A 16,361-nucleotide genomic window follows, 5' to 3' on the forward strand; every position below is an offset into this window, starting at 1 on the left:
ATCCAATCCCTGCGCCATCCAAGCCAGCGAACTCTAACACAGCTTGGCCGAGGGAGGACGCTCGCCCAGGCGCACGGCTTCAATTTTCGGTGATGGAATCGGAAGCCTTCAATGCAAGGGAAGCCACAAGGGGGTCTTCCATGCTTTCAGCGCCTCGAGAAAGACCTGCAATCGGGAGGGCAGGAAGCGGCGCGTGGGATAGACGGCGTGCACGAAAATTTCCTCGGACGACCAGTCCGGCAGCAGACGGACGAGTTCGCCTCTTCTGATCTGCTCGTCGCAATATGTCGAAGGCAGCAGGCCAATGCCGTGTCCGCGATAGGTGAAGGCGCTCACCGCGTCGAAATCCCGGCTCGATACCGACCCCGACACATGCAGCCGAACCGATTTGCGACGGCTCACGAGATGCCATTCCGCCTCGCCGTTGCGGCCGTTCAAGAGCACGCACTGATGGTCCTTCAGCTCTTCCGGCTTTGAGGGAAGCGCCCTGCCCTTCAGATAGTCCGGCGCGGCAACCAGATAACGCACGCTCTTTCCGAGCCGCTGCGCCACGATGGAGGAATCCTTAAGTTCGCCGAAGCGGATGGCGAGATCGACATTCTCAGCGATCAGATCGAGAAACAGGTTGGTGACGAAGAGATCGATCTGGATATCGGGATAGGTCTTCAGGAAGCATGAGATGAATTCGTAGAACACCTCCTGCCCGAAGATGACAGGCACGGAGATCTTCAGCAGACCTTCCGGTTTTCTCTGTGTCTCGGTGAGCGCCTGCTCGGCGTCGAGGAGATGGGCGAGCGGTTCGCTGCACCTGTCGTAATAGGCCCGGCCCTGCGCGGTCAGGCTCAGCTTGCGGGTCGTCCGCTGCATAAGCGTCACGCCGAGCTGCTCCTCCAGCGACGTCACCTTCCGGCTGACGGTCGATACCGGCATGCCGAGGGAATGGGCAGCGCGGCTGAAGCTGCCATACTGCGCCACCTTTACGAAAACGGCGATGTCGTTCAGATCGGCCATGCACTTATTTTTGCATGGATGCAAAAGAGAATCCAGATATTTCCATCTAATCGCGTAATGGAGTTTTCGCCATATTCACCTTGCGAAAACAACCACAACCGGATGGAGGCGCATTCGCAGCAGCCCCATCTCGAGCGACCCCGCCTTTGCAGCCGCAAGGCCCGCGTTGCCCGAACCAGATTATGGAGATCAGCATGACTACGAGAAAAACAGTCATCGTCACGGGCGCCTCCCAGGGTATCGGAGCCGGCCTCGTCAATGCCTTCGTCGAGCGCGGCTATAATGTCGTCGCCACCTCGCGCCAGGTCAGTACCTCAGATGCTTTTGAGGCCTCGGACAGGCTGGCGCTCGCCGATGGCGACATCGGCGATGCCGAAACCGCAGCGCGGGTGGCAAGGACCGCAATCGATCGCTTCGGCTCGATCGACGCGCTCGTCAACAATGCCGGCATTTTTCTAGCCAAGCCGTTCGTCGAGTTCACGATGGCCGACTTCCAGAAATTGTCCTCGACCAATCTCGAAGGTTTCATCCACCTGACCCAACAGGTCGTCAGGCAGATGCTCGTGCAGAAAACGGGCGGTAGCGTCGTCAGCATCACCACCCCATTGACCGATCATCCGATCGCCGGTTTCTCCGCCTCAGTCTCAATGATGACAAAGGGCGGCATCAACGCCATCTCCAAGAACCTGGCGATGGAATATGCGAACGAGAAAATTCGCTTCAATATCGTCGCTCCCGGTGTGGTGGACACGCCGTTGCACAAGGACAATCCAAAGGACTTCCTGAGCACGCTGTCGCCGATGGCAGGCATTTCCAACGTCGGAGAGATCGCCGATGCCGTCGTCTTCCTCACCGAAGCTCCGCGCATAACCGGGGAGGTGCTTCACGTCGACGGCGGCGCACATCTGGGCAAATGGTAGACCATGCAAAAGCTGAGGCAGCCGGCGCGGAACGGCGGCTGCAGGACCTCGGCATCGCCCTTCCCCCACCGCCGACGCCCTTGGGCGCGTATGTCGAGGCGGTCAGAACCGGCAAGCTGGTCTTCTTCAGCGGTATGCTGCCGGTCGTCGACCGCAAGCCCCGCTATATCGGCCGCGTCGGCGGCGCGCTGACGGTCGAAGACGGCAGGAAGGCCGCCGAGACAGCGACCCTTAGCGCCCTTGCGGGAGCCAGAGAATATCTCGGTTCGCTGGACAGGGTGGCGAAGGTCGTCAAGCTCGGCGTCTACATCGCCACCGAAGGCGATTTTCGCGACCACCCAAAGGTCGCCGACGGGGCATCCGAAATGCTGCTTGCAGTCTTCGGCGAAGACAAGCTCTCCGGCCGAATCGTCCTCGGCGTGTCCAGCCTGCCGTTAGGCGTGCCGATCGAGCTCGAGCTCGTTCTCGAAATAGAAGATTGAACGGGCGGGCGCGCCCTCGGCGCGCCCCGCATTCTTGGCCGCGCCTGCGCTCAGCGCATTTGCTGGCTTCGCCGCTTACTCCCTCACACGGCAATCAACAGCAGCACATAGGCGATCACGCTTACCATCAGCCCACGAAACGCGAAGGTGACGCAGCGGTATTTGTTGCGGGCGATAGCCGATAGAATGTTGGCGTTTTCGAGATACTGGTCGAAGAGGTAGCGCTCGTCACGGCGAAGGGCTGCCTCGAAGAACATATCGCGATGATCGGGCCAGGCGCCCCAGAATAGCGAGGTCGAGGTGCCGAGACGCCGCGGCAGCACAACAAGAATCGCCGACAGGATCGAGAAGACCGAGGCTGTCGCAAGCAGGCCTGAGAACAGCATGCTGCCCGGCGTGCCGCCGGTGTAACGCATCAGGCTGAACACGGCCCTCACCTCGCTGGAGCTCACCAGAAAGGCGAGCATGAAAGTAAAAATATAGGCAGCCTTTTGGTCGGATATCTTGATCTGATCATAAAATATGTCATTGATTTTCTTGATATGATCGAAATACTCAGTGCTGACGTCGCCGCTCGACGGCTTGCTCAGCATAACCTCAGGTGCACTTTCAAATTCGCTCACGTGAATACTCCGACATCAAGTGTTTCCCTGATATTACACTTGACGACGAAAGCAAGAACACGTGTGCAACATGCTTGACTTTTTCACTCTACACGGACAAAGGGAGAGCGGGGTATGGGGTCGAGGACATGCGGGGTTATTTCAGTAACATCTGTCGCGTCGGGATGGCGCTGGCGTTTGCCGTGCCCGGTTTCGGGCTGCCGGCGGCGGCCGACCCCGTGCAGCGCGCAACCCCCGTCGCCGGTTCCGTCATCGCCCGCAAGACCGGCGAAGAAGTCCGCTTCATCGACGTGTCGAACTGGCGTGTCGTCGACATCAATCAGGATCTGCTGACCGGCGACGTGCTGCGCACCAACGCCAACGGCCAGCTCGCCATCGTCTTTTCCGATCACACCCAGGTTCGCCTTGGCCGCAACTCCTCGCTGCAGGTCAAGAAGATGGCCGCAAGCGGCGACACGACGCTGGAGCTGCAATCGGGAACGATCTGGGCGCGCGCCGAGCGCGGCGGCCAGGGCCTGACGGTGGAAACGCCTGCGGCCGCAGCCGCCATCCGCGGCACCGACTGGACCATGACGGTCGAGGGCAACAAGACTTCGATGATTGTGCTCGAAGGCCGCGTGGCGCTGAGCAACCCACAGGGAAGCGTCGAGGTGAACGAGGGCGAAGGGGCTGTCGCGACCATCGGCCAGGCGCCGAGCAAGATCATCAGCGTCAATCCTGACGACCGCGAACAGATGCTCTTCTATCTGGACCTGCGCGACGGCTTCGACCTGATGCCGACTTCGCCGCTGCGGGCCGACCGCATGGCGACCGAACGCCGCCGCCTGCTGGCGCTGCCGCTGGAGCGCCGCACCACCGAAGACTGGCTGGAACTTGCCGAAGTGCAAAGCGCCTTCGACGGACGCCAGGCTGCAGCCGCAACGCTGCAGAATATCCGCGGCCGCAAGCTGACGACAGCCCAGCAGGCGCGCGTCGACCTGATCGACGCCACCATCGCCGGCTCCGAAAAGCGTTATGGCGATGCCGCCAGGCTCTTCCAGAAGGCCCTGCCGCATCTCGACCCGACACGCCGCAACATGGCCCAATATGGCGGCTATTTCGCCCGTTCGCTGGCCGACCCCGCCCATGCCGAACAGCCGCCGGCCAACACCACCGGCCCCTATGGCGCGATCATGGAGGCCTATACGACAGGCTTCCTAAAAAACCCGCGCGCAGCGCTCGAGATCATAAAGAAAGCGGAGCAGCGCTATCCCGATGATCCGACCCTGCCGGCGGTCCGCGCCCAGTTGGCGGAGCTCACCGACGACCGTGAGCAGATGAAGGAAGCGATAGAACGCTCGCTGTCGCTCGACCCTGATCATCCGATGGCGCTCTCCGCCCGTGCAGGCTACAAGGCAAGTTATGAAAGCGATATCAACGGCGCGCTCGCGGACCTGAACCGCGCCATCGCGCTTGCCCCCGGCGCGTCAGGCACGCTGAATTCTCTCGGCCTGCTGCAGAGCTCGCGCGATGCCAATGGCGAAGCGGAAAAGGCGTTCAAGAAGGCGATCGAGCTCGATCCGCAGGACCCGCTGCTGCACGCGAACCTCGCGATACTCTATCTCGATCAGGCGCGCATGAAGGAAGCCAAGCGCGAAATCGACACCGCGATCGCGCTTGATCCGTCCTTCGATCATGCCCTGCTTGCCCGCGGCCGCTACTACCTGCAGTCCGGCGAGCGCGACAAGGCGCTGCAAGATCTGCTTGCCGCCAGCACCGCCAATCCCGCGCATTCGCAATCCCAGTTCATGCTTGCAGCCGCCCATTACGAAAAGGGCGACCGACTTCCCTCCGAGCAGGCGCTCGACAACGCCAACCGCCTCGACGATGACGATCCGGTCATCTCGTCCTTCCGCACCGCGATCGATATCGACGACTATGATGCAGATGGCGCGATCCGCAACGCGCAGGAATTCCTGCGCCGCTCGCGCGCCCGCGGCGGCGATTACAGCGGCCTCGGCGCCAATGCGAGCGCCGGTTCGACTCTGAACGACGCCTTCCGCCTGCAAGGATTGGATGCCTGGGGCCGCTATTACGGCGATGCCGTCTTCGATCCTTTCAACGGCACCGGTTATATCGATCAGTCGATCAAGGGCAGCATCTTTCCTTTCGTCAACGCGACCAGCTTCAGCGACGACAATATCATCCAGAACCGCGGCAACGTGTCGAGCTACTCATCCTTCATCCAGGGCCTGTTGCTTTCGCCGCACATGCTTTCCGGCCGCTCGCGCTCGGTAACGCTGTTCGATGTGCCCTTCATCGAAGGCTCGCTCGGCGGCGGCATCAACAGCGTCGACGGCCATACGAGGCGCATCGGCGAAGCCGATATCCAAGGCTATTCGAACGAGACCATTCCGATCAGCTTCTATGGCAACCTGACCTGGGAAGAGCTGGCGCTCGACCGCGACTATCGGGATTTCGGCGGTGTCCAGACGGATAACAAGCTGCTGAGTGCCAACGGTTATCTGACGGCAACGGTCACGCCAGATGATCGCGTGGTAGCCTTCGTCAACCACGGGAAGAATGACGGAACTCTAAACGCGTTATCGTCAAACACCGGGTTCATGGAACTCCTGTTCCGTGTGCCTATCCCGCTGCCTCTCTACACAACAGAGGAGACTGTACGAGAAAGCACATATGCCGGCATCGGCTGGAGCCACACGTTTGCCTATGAAAACGTGTTGAATGGAGCACTGCTTTATTCAGGAAGCAAATCGAATACGAACAGCGCGCTTGATGTCGACCTGGACCCAGTGTTTATCGGCAGAGGGGTTCCCTTCATCATACCCTTTACCAACGTCACTCAGGAGACCGAATCCCAAACCTACATCGGCGCTTTGAGCCATTCCATAGGTACCGGACCGTTGACATTTCGCTACGGCATCGAAGGCGGCTGGATGGATGCCAGCAGCACCGTCGATGCGACGCTCCTAGGCTTGACAGCTCCTACCGATCGCACCGAGAACACCATCGATATCGGCCGCGGCTATATCGATGTGCTGCATGAGATCACGCCGGACCTCAAGGGCGAATACGCCTTGTTCGCCACGCGCCTGGAGGGCGACGGCATCGATATCAGCCGGCTGGAGCCGCGCTTCGGCCTCGCCTGGGCGCCGGTTCAAAACCACTGGCTGCGTGCTGCCTTCATGCGTCAAAGCTTTGATATTGGGATTCCGACCCTTGCCCCCATCGGCGTCCTCGGGCTGCAAACCAACCAGTTTTCCACCAATCCGCGAGGTTACACGGATACGGTCGCCCTGCAGTGGGATGCCGAATGGACCGATCGATTCTTCACCTCGGTCGAGTATCAGCACCAGGAACTGCATGATTTCTCGATCGATTTTCCGCTGATCTCGCTTCCCTCAGACACCAGCCTGCCGATCTCGCGCGGCAGCATCGATCGCGCTGCCGTCACAGCTAACGTCGCTCTCGGCCATGGTTTCGGCCTTTCGGCTACCTATGCCTATATGGATTCGGAAAACAGGGATCCGCTTGAGCCGATCTATGGAGGCCCTCTTCCCTTCATACCGCAGAATTCCGGGCAGATTGCGCTGACCTGGGTCAACGAAGCCAAGGTCAAGGCGACGGTCGCCGCCAACTATATCGGCGAGCGCGACGGCGATCGGTTTGGCACCAAGCTCGACGATTACTGGAGCCTTGACGCCCACCTGGTCTGGGAACCGTTCGACAAGCGCATCGAGCTGGAGGCTGCCGCCTATAACCTGCTCGACGAGGACTTCGAGATCACCCCTGGTGTGCCCGGCTGGGGCCGCGCCTTCAAGGGCACGCTCAAAGTTCGCTTCTGATGCGGGTGCGGGAGAAACCTCGGCAGGCCAGGCAGATCAGGAGCCGCCATCTCAGGCTCCTGGTGCTGTCGCTGACGACGCTGATCGCCATCTCGCTGCTGTCGCGCCTGCCCGCCTGGTCGCTGCTGGAGCTCCGAAGCTTCGACTATCTCTCGACCGTCGACGATCCCCGTCCGCCACCCGGCGGACCCGTCATCGTCGCGATCGACGAACCCTCGCTTGCCGATATCAACGCGCAATGGCCTTGGCCGCGCAGCCTTCATGCCCAGCTCGTCACCCAGCTGCGCGCCGCCGGCGCCCGCGTCATTGGCCTCGACATCATCCTGGCCGAACCGTCGACCCCGGAGAACGACAACGCGATCACCGGCGCTGTCGGCCCGGATGTCGTCCTTGCCGGCGACGAGACGTTGATCGAGACGCCGCAGGCCTCGCAACTGATCCGTGCGACACCGCTGCCGCAGCTGACCGAGGCAGGTGCCGTGACTGGCATCGCCTCCGTCGAACTCAGCGGCGACGGCACCTTCCGGCGCATTCCGGGCTATGAGGACGGCTTTGCCGCCATGCTAGCCAAGATCGCCGGCGTGGCCCCCGAGACTTTGCCCGCCGGCCGGCTCATCCAGTCCTTCGGCCCGGCCCGCAGCTATCCCACCGTCTCCTACTACCAGGCGCTCGACCCGAAGAACCTGCTGCCGCCGGATTATTTCAAGGACCGTGTCGTGCTGGTCGGTCTCAGCCTGCAGAATGCGCCAGCGATCGACAAGGGTGGCGTCGATGCCTTTGCGACGCCCTACACCGTTCATACCGGCAAGCTCGTCTCCGGCGTCGAGATCCAGGCGACGATCTACGATAATATCCGCAGCGGCCTGTCGTTCGCGGAAGCCCGTCTGCCGACGGTCGCTGCCTGCATCCTGATATCGGTGCTGCTGGCCGCCACCACCGTCTGGCGCTCGACGGGATGGCTGACGATCGTGACGAGCGCGGCGGCCCTCCTTGCCTTCGCCGCCGTCAGTGCCGCCGGTATGCGGCTAGCCCATATCTTCGTCTCGCCGCTTGGCCCGACGGTCGCCTATATCTCTGTCGTCTTCGGCCAGGCCGCCTTCGATTTTGCCGAGGAGCGCCGCAACAAGCGCCAAATCACCCGCGCCTTTGCCCAATATATCTCGCCCGATCTCGTCAAGCGCCTGTCGAGCGATCCCTCGCAACTGAAGCTCGGCGGCGAGCGGCGCACCCTCTCGGTGCTTTTCTCAGACGTACGCGGCTTCACCACCATTGCCGAGACGCTGAAGGACGACCCAGAGCAGCTGACCGGCCTGATCAACCGCTTGCTGACGCCGCTTTCCGACGTGGTGATGGACCATGGCGGGACGATCGACAAATATATGGGCGATTGCATCATGGCCTTCTGGAACGCGCCGCTCGACGATCCCGATCATGCCCTGCACGCCGTCAAAGCCTCTCTTGCCATGCAGGCGGCGATATCGAGCCTCAACCGCGAGCTGGAGCGAGAGGCGGCGATGCGCGGCGGCAGGCCGCATGTGTTGAAGATGGGCGTCGGCATCAACACCGGCGAATGCATCGTCGGCAATATGGGCTCGACCCGCCGCTTCGACTATTCCTGCCTCGGCGACAGCGTCAACCTCGCCTCGCGCCTCGAAGGCGCCTCGAAGAATTATGGCGTGGCGCTGCTGCTCGGCGAGGAGACAGCAAGGCTGGTCGCCGGCACCTATATCGTCGTCGAGCTCGACCGCATCATCGTCAAGGGCCGCACCGTGCCCTCGCCTGTCTATACCGTCGTGCATGATGCCGACGCCGAAGCCCTTGCCGCCCATCGGGCCTTCCTCGAGGCGAAATACGCCGGCACGCTTGCGCCATCCGATCCCGCCTTTGACAGGCTGGCCGCCGATATCTCTGAGCTTGCCGGCTATTACGCGATCGTCCGCGAGGCGCTGGCCGAGGCGGGCGAGGAATGACCGAGCAGAATGCAGGCAACGTAAATCGATACTATTCCGGGCGCGCTTCCAGCGGCGCGTTCTGCCTGTACCCCTCGAAATAGCGGCCGCCATGTAGGGCAAGCTCCCGATCGGCCAAAGCCATAAATCGGGCGCCGTCGCCCGCTGCCGCCAGTCTGAACGCCGCGTCGAACTCGGCTGCCAGTTGCGCATCGAGCTTCTTCATGAGGCGCGGCGCCCATTTTCCGCGGCCGGTCCATGCACCGCGTCCGAGCAGAATCAGGTCGGCCAGCTTCTGGTAGAGCAGCGCGGCGATGGCGGCGATCTCTTCGGGCGGGCGGGTACCGCGCAGATCATCGGCCAAATCGGTGACCTGGTAGCGCAGCATGTCGTAGTCCGCCCCGGCAAGAGGTTTCGGTCCTGCCGCCAGCATACTTGCCGCCTTTGCCTGGATGACACCTGCGCTGTCGATATCCGGTCCCAAAATGCTGCTTGTCGCCACCATGTTGACCATGATGGGATAGCCGCTGTCTGCGTCCTGATGAAGGTAGTGCGCCAGCGTCTGTGGATCGTGGACGAAGGCCTCGACCGGGAAACCATCCGCGGTGAACGACTCCCGCCAGGCTCTGTCGAGCGACGGGAATACGACAACCAGATCGATATCCGAAAAGACGGTGCCTTCGCCGCGCATGATGGAGCCGGCGACATAGGCGAATGCGGCCCCGGCATAGCGGCTGGCGATGCAGTGGCGGGCGACGGCCAGCGCCCGCTCCGCAAGAAGATATTTCTGGATATCGTCCACGATCTCGTCCTCGAATACGGGAAACGAGCGGGAACAAAAAACCCGCTCGTTTCCGGCGGGTTGGTCTTAGCAGCAATGAACGGAATTCAGTTCACGCGTCTACCACCCACCGCGATGCGGTGGTCGTAGACGTCGTCGAAACTGCAAAAGTCCTGCTCATGGCGGTAACGATACCGCTGGATAGTGATAGCGTCAATGCGCCGGCCAAGGAAGCTTCCCCGACGCGCCGATTTCCGTCTAAGATGACCCGCAAAGCAAGACTCGAAACAGGAAGAACCCGCCAATGCCCCATCCCGCCACCGTCATTCCGCGTCCAGCACCGGTACTGCTGCCGGTGGACGGCAGCGCCGAGCGTTTTCCGGTGCGCCGCGTCTATTGCGTCGGGCGCAACTATGCCGACCATGCGATCGAGATGGGCCATGATCCCAGTCGCGAGCCGCCCTTCTTCTTCCAGAAGAATGCCGACAACCTGCTGCCGGCGGGCAAGGCCTTTCCCTATCCGTCGCTGTCGAACGACGTGCATTACGAGGTCGAATGCGTGCTGGCGCTGAAATCAGGCGGCGCAAACATCGAGGCCGCGGACGCGCTCGACTGCGTCTATGGCTACGCTGTCGGCATCGATTTCACCCGCCGCGACCTCCAGGGCGAGGCAAAGAAGCTTGGTCGTCCCTGGGAGGTTGGCAAGGCCTTCGAACATTCCGCCCCTATCTCCCTAATCGTTCCGGCAAGCCGCCTCGGCCACCCCGCTGAAGGCAAGATCTGGCTGGAACAGAACGGCAAGCGCGTGCAGGACGGCGATCTCAACCAGATGATCTGGAAGGTGCCGGAGATCATCGCCGAACTGTCGAAGCTCTTCACTCTCGCACCCGGCGATATCATCATGACCGGCACGCCCGCCGGCGTCGGCGCGGTGGCCAGGGGCGATCGCATCAATTGCGGCATCGACGGCGTCGCCACCCTATCGGTCGAGGTCGTCTGAGGAGAGAGCAATGCCTGTCTACGCGCTTGGCGGATCGACGCCGAACCTGCCCGCCGCCGGCCTCTATTGGATCGCCCCGGATGCCAACATCATCGGCCAGATCGAACTCGGCGAGAATGTCGGCATCTGGTTCGGCGCCGTGCTGCGCGGCGACAACGAGCCGATCAGCGTCGGCGAAGGCACCAACATCCAGGAAGGCGTGATGGCCCATACGGACATGGGCTTCCCGCTGACGATCGGAAACGGCTGCACCATCGGTCATCACGCCATCCTTCACGGCTGCACCATCGGCGACAACACGCTGATCGGCATGGGCGCCACCATCCTCAATGGTGCGAAGATCGGCAACAACTGCCTCGTCGGCGCCAATGCGCTGGTGACCGAAGGCAAGGAATTCCCCGATAATTCGCTGATCGTCGGAGCACCGGCCCGGGTCGTGCGCACGCTCGACGATGCGGCAGTCGCGGCCATCCGCCGCTCGGCCGAAAGCTACATCACCAACTGGCAACGCTTCGCCAGGGATCTCAGGCAGATCGGGTGATTGGGTAACTCAGCGGCGGGTGGCGAAGCACCCTCTCCGCTCACCAGACTCCCGGAATCCAGCGCCAGCGCACACGCGCCGTATACTCCGCATAGCCTTCGAGGCCCTTGCGCAGTTCGGCTTCCTCGCCGAGCGTGCGGCCGAAGAGGACGACGACGAGCAGGCCGGCGGGGATCAGCGCGTAGAGCGATCCAAGCGACAGCGCCATGCCGGCGCTGAGCACGATGGCGGTTGCGTATCCGGGATGGCGGATTACGGCGTAGGGTCCAGTGTCGATCACCTTGTGGTCGCGGTCGGTCTGAATGCGCACCGTCGGCTCGAAATGCCGGTTGACCGATTGCGCCCAGGTCAAGCCGAGATAACCTGATGTCATCAGGAGATAGCCGATAAACACGACCCAATCGGGCTGCGGTGCCCAGTGGAAACGTCCGTCGTCGAATGCGCCGACCGGAAGAATGGCGGCAAAGAGAATGATCGTCAGCGTCGCCACCACGGCGTCCCAGGATTTGGTACCTTTCTGGTATCGGCTGCGCGCCGCAAACAGCTCCGGATTCGTCCGCCAGATCCAGATGATTGCGACAGCAGTCAGCACAAGGAACAGGCCGAGAAAAATCCACCCGCGCGGCCAGTCGAGCGTACCCGCCGGCCAGAACAGCGCTACAAACATGACGGCAATGGTGATGGCGAGCGATCCGAGCGATGGCGCCGCGGCGAATGAGTGACCGGGCCGAATGTCCCGCTGCGTCATGATCGCTCTCCGTTCCATTACAGCGCCGCGCGTCCTTTTAGGCGCGCAGAAGGACGCTGCACATGGCGGATTTCATTGAAAAAATCGCCTTACTCGGCGGCTTCGAGAAACTGGCTGTTTCGTGAAGAGGAGGCAAGAGCCTGAACCCTGGCTTCCGCCTTGGCGATCAGCTGATAGAATTCGTCCTGCGCTTCGACATCCAGCTGAATGACGGCATTGACGTCGTCGGGCGTATCGCAAACGCAGGCGACCGCAGAAATGGGACAGATACCGCCGGGATAACGTCTGCCGGTGCCCGTATAGGCACGACGTCCCCAACGCTCGGAATAGACCGTCTCTTCCCGCTCAAGCTGCAGGATCGTTCCCTTGCAGGCAGTCACGATAGCCGCCTTGCCGTAGGCGAACCAGTGATAGTTCAGCCTCCGGAGAATATATTTGCCGGTGATATCTTCGCCAGCCAGTTCGGCAGGGTTTTCAATCATTCTAATCATGACGGCTTCCTCAACGTTTAAACAATATCCGTCATGTCTTCGCGCGCAGCAAGTCAAAAAACGCTGCTTTTGGAGACACTTAGTCACAAAGTGTTTCCGATTCTTACATTAACCACGCGCCGAGCACCCCCTTGTGCACACAATTCTTCGTCGAATTTCCCGCAACCTGCTACCGATTTCGTCATTGTCCCGAGGTGGCAGTCACGTCAATGTCCCCTTGTGTTTTTCGGCGCGGGCTCGATATGTCCCCCTAATTGGTCCGAACACCGCGCCGTTTTTCACCCCACGAAACGGCCGGCTGTTTCGCCAGTTGGTCACCGCAGGAGAATTTCATGGTCGACGCGATCAACCCCATCTCCGCCACCGCCGCGTCCGAACCCACCAAGGTCGGCACCAGCACCTCGATCGGCTCCGAACCAGACAATGCCTGGGTCGCCGCCCGCCAGTCGCAGATCACCGCCGATCAGCTGGCAGCGAAGAAGGCCGTGGAGAAGGAAGCCGCAAGCGGTCTCATCCCGCACGCGGATCTGATCGTCAACGACGAGGAGCATCCGCAAAAGCGGCACGGGCATGCGGCATCGGACGACGGGGAAGAGGCCGGCGAACAGGCGGAACAGCCGGTCTTGTCAGGCGAAAGCGATCGGATCGGCACCCGGAATTTCGACGACGATACGCCCTTCGGCGAGCGTGTCGCCATCATCTGATCAAGAGCGCACCAAAATCGCGCCTCCACATCACATTGATGGCATTCATCCTCAACTTGGTCCGAGAAGACGATCAGCAAAAGCGCTGCCAGACGCTATGAATGCAAGCGCTGCAGCGCTTCACGGGCCAACGCGTCCACCCCTTCCAACTGGTCCGTCTTGCTCGGTCGATCTACCAGCCTCTGGAGGTCGTTCTCAAGTGCTCGAAGAACTTCGACCGACAGTTTTTCGACAATCAATTGAAAGCAGAAATACTTTTGAGAGGAGTCCGTTCCTCGGAGAACGCGCAACAGCGGATCAACAATTGGCGTTCCAAGTGTGACTAGAAAGCGAGCCAGGGGTTGCGCAATCGGCCAGTTGCCGTCCGCAGTCCACGCCAGCAAGTCATCCAGGATCGGAGCGATCGCAGGATAACCAGCGCTCTCGATACCAGAAAGAGCGGCAATGTCGTGCTTGTCACGAGGGACAAGGCTCTCTGCATCGAACACGCCAATCACTCCATCTCGTTGGGCCTCTGCCCACCTTGAAGCTGGGCTTCGATTGCCACTTTATCGATAACCGACCAGACCTCGACGATCTTGCCGCCGCGAAATTCGTAGATGACGTTCTCGGTGAAGGAAAGGCGCCTGCCGTTCACATCGAGGCCGAGGAATTTTGCCTTCGGCCTGCAATCGAAGCCGAGCCTGCAGGCGATATATGGCGGATCGCAAAGCAGCGTCAGCACCTTGAAATAGAGATCGGGAATCTCATCGAAGTCCCGCTCAAGCATGGCGACGTAACCCGGCAGCCCGAGCCGCCGGCCGTTATGAACTGCACCGTCGCCCACAAACTGCCCGAGATTGGGCCAGTCCTGCCTGTTCAGGCAGGCGATGTAGCCGCGGTATATCTCCGCGAGTTCTGTTTTCGTCACGCGATCGCCCCTGGCTTGGATTCTCAGGCAAAGATAGCGGAATGCAATATCGTAAGAACTGGAAGAAGCCGAAGAAAAGGCGGAACAACCAAATCGGCACCCACGACTTTGATGACGACACTCCTTTCGGTGAGCGCGAGGCGATCGTCTAGCGAATGCGAGGAAGCTTACGCCGCGCAGGCCTCGCACAATCCGCGGATCTCGATCGTCGTCTTTTCAGGCTTGAACTTCTGCCCGCGCACCCATTCCATCAGCCGGTGGTCGACCTCGTGGTCGTGGAACTCCGTCACCTGGCCGCAGCTTTCGCAGATCGCGAAGGCGACGATGCCGTGGCTGTGGCAGTCGTCGCCCGGATGGGCGCAGGCGACGAAGGAGTTGATGCTTTCGAGCCGGTGCACCACGCCATATTCGAGCAGCTTCTCCAGCGCCCGGTAGACCTGCAGCGGCGCGCGAAAACCGTGGTCGCGCAGCTTGTCGAGGATGGTATAGGCGCTGAGCGGCCCTTCGGCCTTTTCGAGCACGTCGAAGACCAGCGACTGGTTCTTGGTCAATTGCGGTGTCGTCATGAGCCTTGTCCTTGCATGACCGCGCGGTGGCGCCTGACGGGAAGCAGGCTGAGAATGAAGAGGATCAGTGCCGCGACCACGATCGAGGGGCCGGAGGGCGTGTCGTAGGTGAGCGAGCCGAACAGCCCGCCGACGACGGCCGCCGCCCCGATCAGCGAGGCGAGCACCGCCATGATCTCCGGCGTCGGCGAGAAGCGCCGGGCCGCAGCCGCCGGAATGATCAGCAGCGAGGTGATCAGCATGATGCCGACGATCTTCATAGCTATGGCGATGACGACGGCCATCAGCAGCATGAAGAACAGCCGCGCCCGCTCCGGCTTCAGCCCCTCGGCCTCGGCGAGCTCGGCATTGACGGTCGCAGCCAAGAGCGGCCGCCAGAGCCAGGCCATTGCCACGAGCACGAACAGCCCGCCGCCCCAGATCAGCGCGATATCGGTGGTGGAAACGGCAAGGATATCGCCGAACAGGAAGGCGATGAGATCGATCCGCACCCAGCTCATGAAGGCGACCATGACGAGGCCGATCGCCAGTGTCGCATGCGAGAGGATGCCGAGCAGCGCATCGGCCGACAGCGCCTGGCGCTTCTGCAGGAAGAGCAGCAGCACCGACACAAGCGCGGCGACGGCGAAGACAGCCAATGTCAGGTTGAGTTCGAAGAGCAGCGACAATGCGACGCCGAGCAGCGCCGAATGGGCGATCGTATCGCCGAAATAGGCCATGCGCCGCCAGATGATGAAGCAGCCGAGCGGCCCTGTCGTCAGCGCCAGGCCGACGCCGGCGAGGATGGCGCGCACGAAGAAATCGTCAAGCATGGCGCTCTCCCGCTTCATGCGCGTGCGGATGGGCATGGTCAGGATGATCGTGATCATGTTCATGACCGGCATGCCCATGCTCATGCGCGTGCGCATGGCTGCCGTCATGCGCGTGATGGCCGTCGTCGGGGTGGCAATGATCGGTTACCGTGCCGTCGGCATGCTGCACGCGCCCATCAGGCAGATGTGTGTGATCGTGATGATGACTGTAGACGGCCAGCGTCTGCGCCGCTCGGCTGCCGAACAGGCGCACATATTCCGGGCTGCGGCTGACGGATTCAGGCGTGCCGCGACAGCAGACATGGCCGTTAAGGCAGATGACCGTATCGGTTTCGGCCATGACGACATGCAGGTCGTGCGAGATTAGCAGGATGCCGCAGCCCGTCGCATTGCGGATCGACTTGATGAGGTCGTAGAGGGCGATCTCGCCGGAAAAATCGACCCCTTGCACCGGCTCGTCGAGGACCAGCAGATCGGGCTTGCGGGCAATCGCCCGGGCCATCAGCGCCCGCTGGAATTCGCCGCCGGAGAGGTGCTGGACCTCGGCATCGAGCATATGGGCAATGCCGGCGGATTCGAGCGCCGAGAGCATATCGCGCTCCGGCAGCGGTCCTGTCAGCGTCATCAGCCGGCGCACCGAAAGCGGCAGCGTCCAGTCGATCGACAGCTTCTGCGGGACATAGCCGACCTTGAGGCCGGCTTTGCGCTCCACCCTGCCCTCGTCGGGCTTCAACACACCGATCGCCGCCTTGGCGCTGGTCGATTTGCCCGAGCCGTTCGGCCCGATCAGCGTAACGATCTCGCCGCGCGATACGGAAAAATCGACACCGCGCACCAGCCAGCGACCGTTGCGCAGAATGCCGACATCTTCAAGCGAAACCAGCGGTTCGGCCCTGATACCGGCGGGGGTCTTTGCGGGAGAGAGCATCAAATTTTCCGAAAGTGCTGTTGCGTCCTGCTATTGCACACGTTATAGCA

17 protein-coding genes are annotated in these 16,361 nt (G+C 61.6%); 7 read left to right on the forward strand and 10 right to left on the reverse strand.

Going from position 1 to position 16,361, the window contains the following annotated elements:
- Positions 1–108 precede the first annotated feature (108 nt).
- Entirely contained in the window at positions 109–1,011 is a 903-nt protein-coding gene (locus tag G9X67_RS06165) for a LysR family transcriptional regulator (RefSeq protein WP_138330629.1), read from the reverse strand.
- Between the two features lie 194 nt (positions 1,012–1,205).
- On the opposite strand from G9X67_RS06165, the gene G9X67_RS06170 reads away from it, so the two are divergent.
- Both G9X67_RS06170 and G9X67_RS06175 read left to right on the forward strand, forming a co-directional pair.
- Positions 1,206–1,931: an SDR family oxidoreductase gene (locus G9X67_RS06170; RefSeq protein WP_138330628.1), complete on the forward strand. Its 726-nt coding sequence runs from the start codon at positions 1,206–1,208 to the stop codon at positions 1,929–1,931.
- Positions 1,925–2,413, forward strand: a complete 489-nt coding sequence (locus tag G9X67_RS06175) for a RidA family protein (protein WP_138330627.1) — start codon at positions 1,925–1,927, stop codon at positions 2,411–2,413. The genes G9X67_RS06170 and G9X67_RS06175 overlap by 7 nt, the downstream gene beginning before the upstream one ends.
- 83 nt (positions 2,414–2,496) lie before the next feature.
- Here G9X67_RS06175 and G9X67_RS06180 read toward each other — a convergent pair whose 3' ends face one another.
- Complete coding sequence (locus G9X67_RS06180) at positions 2,497–3,036, reverse strand: Pycsar system effector family protein (protein ID WP_171598378.1); 540 nt, start codon at positions 3,034–3,036, stop codon at positions 2,497–2,499.
- Between the two features lie 128 nt (positions 3,037–3,164).
- On the opposite strand from G9X67_RS06180, the gene G9X67_RS06185 reads away from it, so the two are divergent.
- Positions 3,165–6,881 carry a FecR domain-containing protein gene (locus tag G9X67_RS06185; protein ID WP_138330625.1) on the forward strand — a complete coding sequence of 1,239 codons (3,717 nt, stop codon included), beginning with the start codon at positions 3,165–3,167 and terminating at the stop codon, positions 6,879–6,881.
- Positions 6,881–8,851: an adenylate/guanylate cyclase domain-containing protein gene (locus G9X67_RS06190; protein ID WP_138330624.1), complete on the forward strand. Its 1,971-nt coding sequence runs from the start codon at positions 6,881–6,883 to the stop codon at positions 8,849–8,851. The genes G9X67_RS06185 and G9X67_RS06190 overlap by 1 nt, the downstream gene beginning before the upstream one ends.
- Positions 8,852–8,882: 31 nt before the next feature.
- Here the strand turns inward: G9X67_RS06190 and G9X67_RS06195 are convergent, their stop codons facing one another.
- Positions 8,883–9,632, reverse strand: a complete 750-nt coding sequence (locus tag G9X67_RS06195) for a nucleotidyltransferase domain-containing protein (RefSeq protein ID WP_138330623.1) — start codon at positions 9,630–9,632, stop codon at positions 8,883–8,885.
- A 283-nt stretch (positions 9,633–9,915) separates the two neighbouring features.
- Between G9X67_RS06195 and G9X67_RS06200 the strand changes: the two genes are divergently transcribed.
- The gene (locus G9X67_RS06200; RefSeq protein ID WP_138330622.1) at positions 9,916–10,611 is read left to right on the forward strand and encodes a fumarylacetoacetate hydrolase family protein; all 696 of its coding nucleotides are present in this window, start codon (positions 9,916–9,918) and stop codon (positions 10,609–10,611) included.
- A 10-nt stretch (positions 10,612–10,621) separates the two neighbouring features.
- A complete protein-coding gene (locus tag G9X67_RS06205; RefSeq protein WP_138330621.1) occupies positions 10,622–11,152 on the forward strand; it encodes a gamma carbonic anhydrase family protein in 531 nt (176 codons plus the stop codon).
- A gap of 40 nt (positions 11,153–11,192) precedes the next feature.
- On the opposite strand, the gene G9X67_RS06210 is transcribed toward G9X67_RS06205, so the two are convergent.
- Positions 11,193–11,900, reverse strand: coding sequence for an isoprenylcysteine carboxylmethyltransferase family protein (locus G9X67_RS06210; RefSeq protein ID WP_173862960.1), 708 nt, complete (start codon positions 11,898–11,900; stop codon positions 11,193–11,195).
- An 89-nt stretch (positions 11,901–11,989) separates the two neighbouring features.
- Positions 11,990–12,391: a hypothetical protein gene (locus tag G9X67_RS06215; RefSeq protein ID WP_032992435.1), complete on the reverse strand. Its 402-nt coding sequence runs from the start codon at positions 12,389–12,391 to the stop codon at positions 11,990–11,992.
- A gap of 332 nt (positions 12,392–12,723) precedes the next feature.
- Between G9X67_RS06215 and G9X67_RS06220 the strand changes: the two genes are divergently transcribed.
- The gene (locus G9X67_RS06220; protein ID WP_171598379.1) at positions 12,724–13,095 is read left to right on the forward strand and encodes a hypothetical protein; all 372 of its coding nucleotides are present in this window, start codon (positions 12,724–12,726) and stop codon (positions 13,093–13,095) included.
- Between the two features lie 95 nt (positions 13,096–13,190).
- On the opposite strand, the gene G9X67_RS06225 is transcribed toward G9X67_RS06220, so the two are convergent.
- The 5 genes from G9X67_RS06225 to G9X67_RS06245 form a co-directional block, all read right to left on the reverse strand.
- The gene (locus G9X67_RS06225; RefSeq protein ID WP_171598380.1) at positions 13,191–13,583 is read right to left on the reverse strand and encodes a DUF5071 domain-containing protein; all 393 of its coding nucleotides are present in this window, start codon (positions 13,581–13,583) and stop codon (positions 13,191–13,193) included.
- A gap of 5 nt (positions 13,584–13,588) precedes the next feature.
- On the reverse strand, positions 13,589–14,005 hold the full coding sequence (locus G9X67_RS06230) for an ester cyclase (RefSeq protein WP_171598381.1): 417 nt from the start codon (positions 14,003–14,005) through the stop codon (positions 13,589–13,591).
- Positions 14,006–14,172: 167 nt separating this feature from the next.
- Positions 14,173–14,571 (reverse strand): Fur family transcriptional regulator, encoded by a 399-nt coding sequence (locus tag G9X67_RS06235; RefSeq protein WP_011652680.1) that lies wholly within the window; start codon positions 14,569–14,571, stop codon positions 14,173–14,175.
- On the reverse strand, positions 14,568–15,383 hold the full coding sequence (znuB, locus tag G9X67_RS06240; RefSeq protein WP_018482892.1) for a zinc ABC transporter permease subunit ZnuB: 816 nt from the start codon (positions 15,381–15,383) through the stop codon (positions 14,568–14,570). The genes G9X67_RS06235 and znuB overlap by 4 nt, the downstream gene beginning before the upstream one ends.
- Positions 15,376–16,311, reverse strand: a complete 936-nt coding sequence (locus tag G9X67_RS06245; RefSeq protein ID WP_138330619.1) for a metal ABC transporter ATP-binding protein — start codon at positions 16,309–16,311, stop codon at positions 15,376–15,378. Before G9X67_RS06245 ends, znuB begins: the two co-directional genes overlap by 8 nt.
- Between the last annotated feature and the right edge of the window lie 50 nt (positions 16,312–16,361).

Source organism: Rhizobium sp. WYCCWR 11152, assembly GCF_013087615.1.
In the GTDB taxonomy this organism is placed as follows: domain Bacteria; phylum Pseudomonadota; class Alphaproteobacteria; order Rhizobiales; family Rhizobiaceae; genus Rhizobium; species Rhizobium indicum.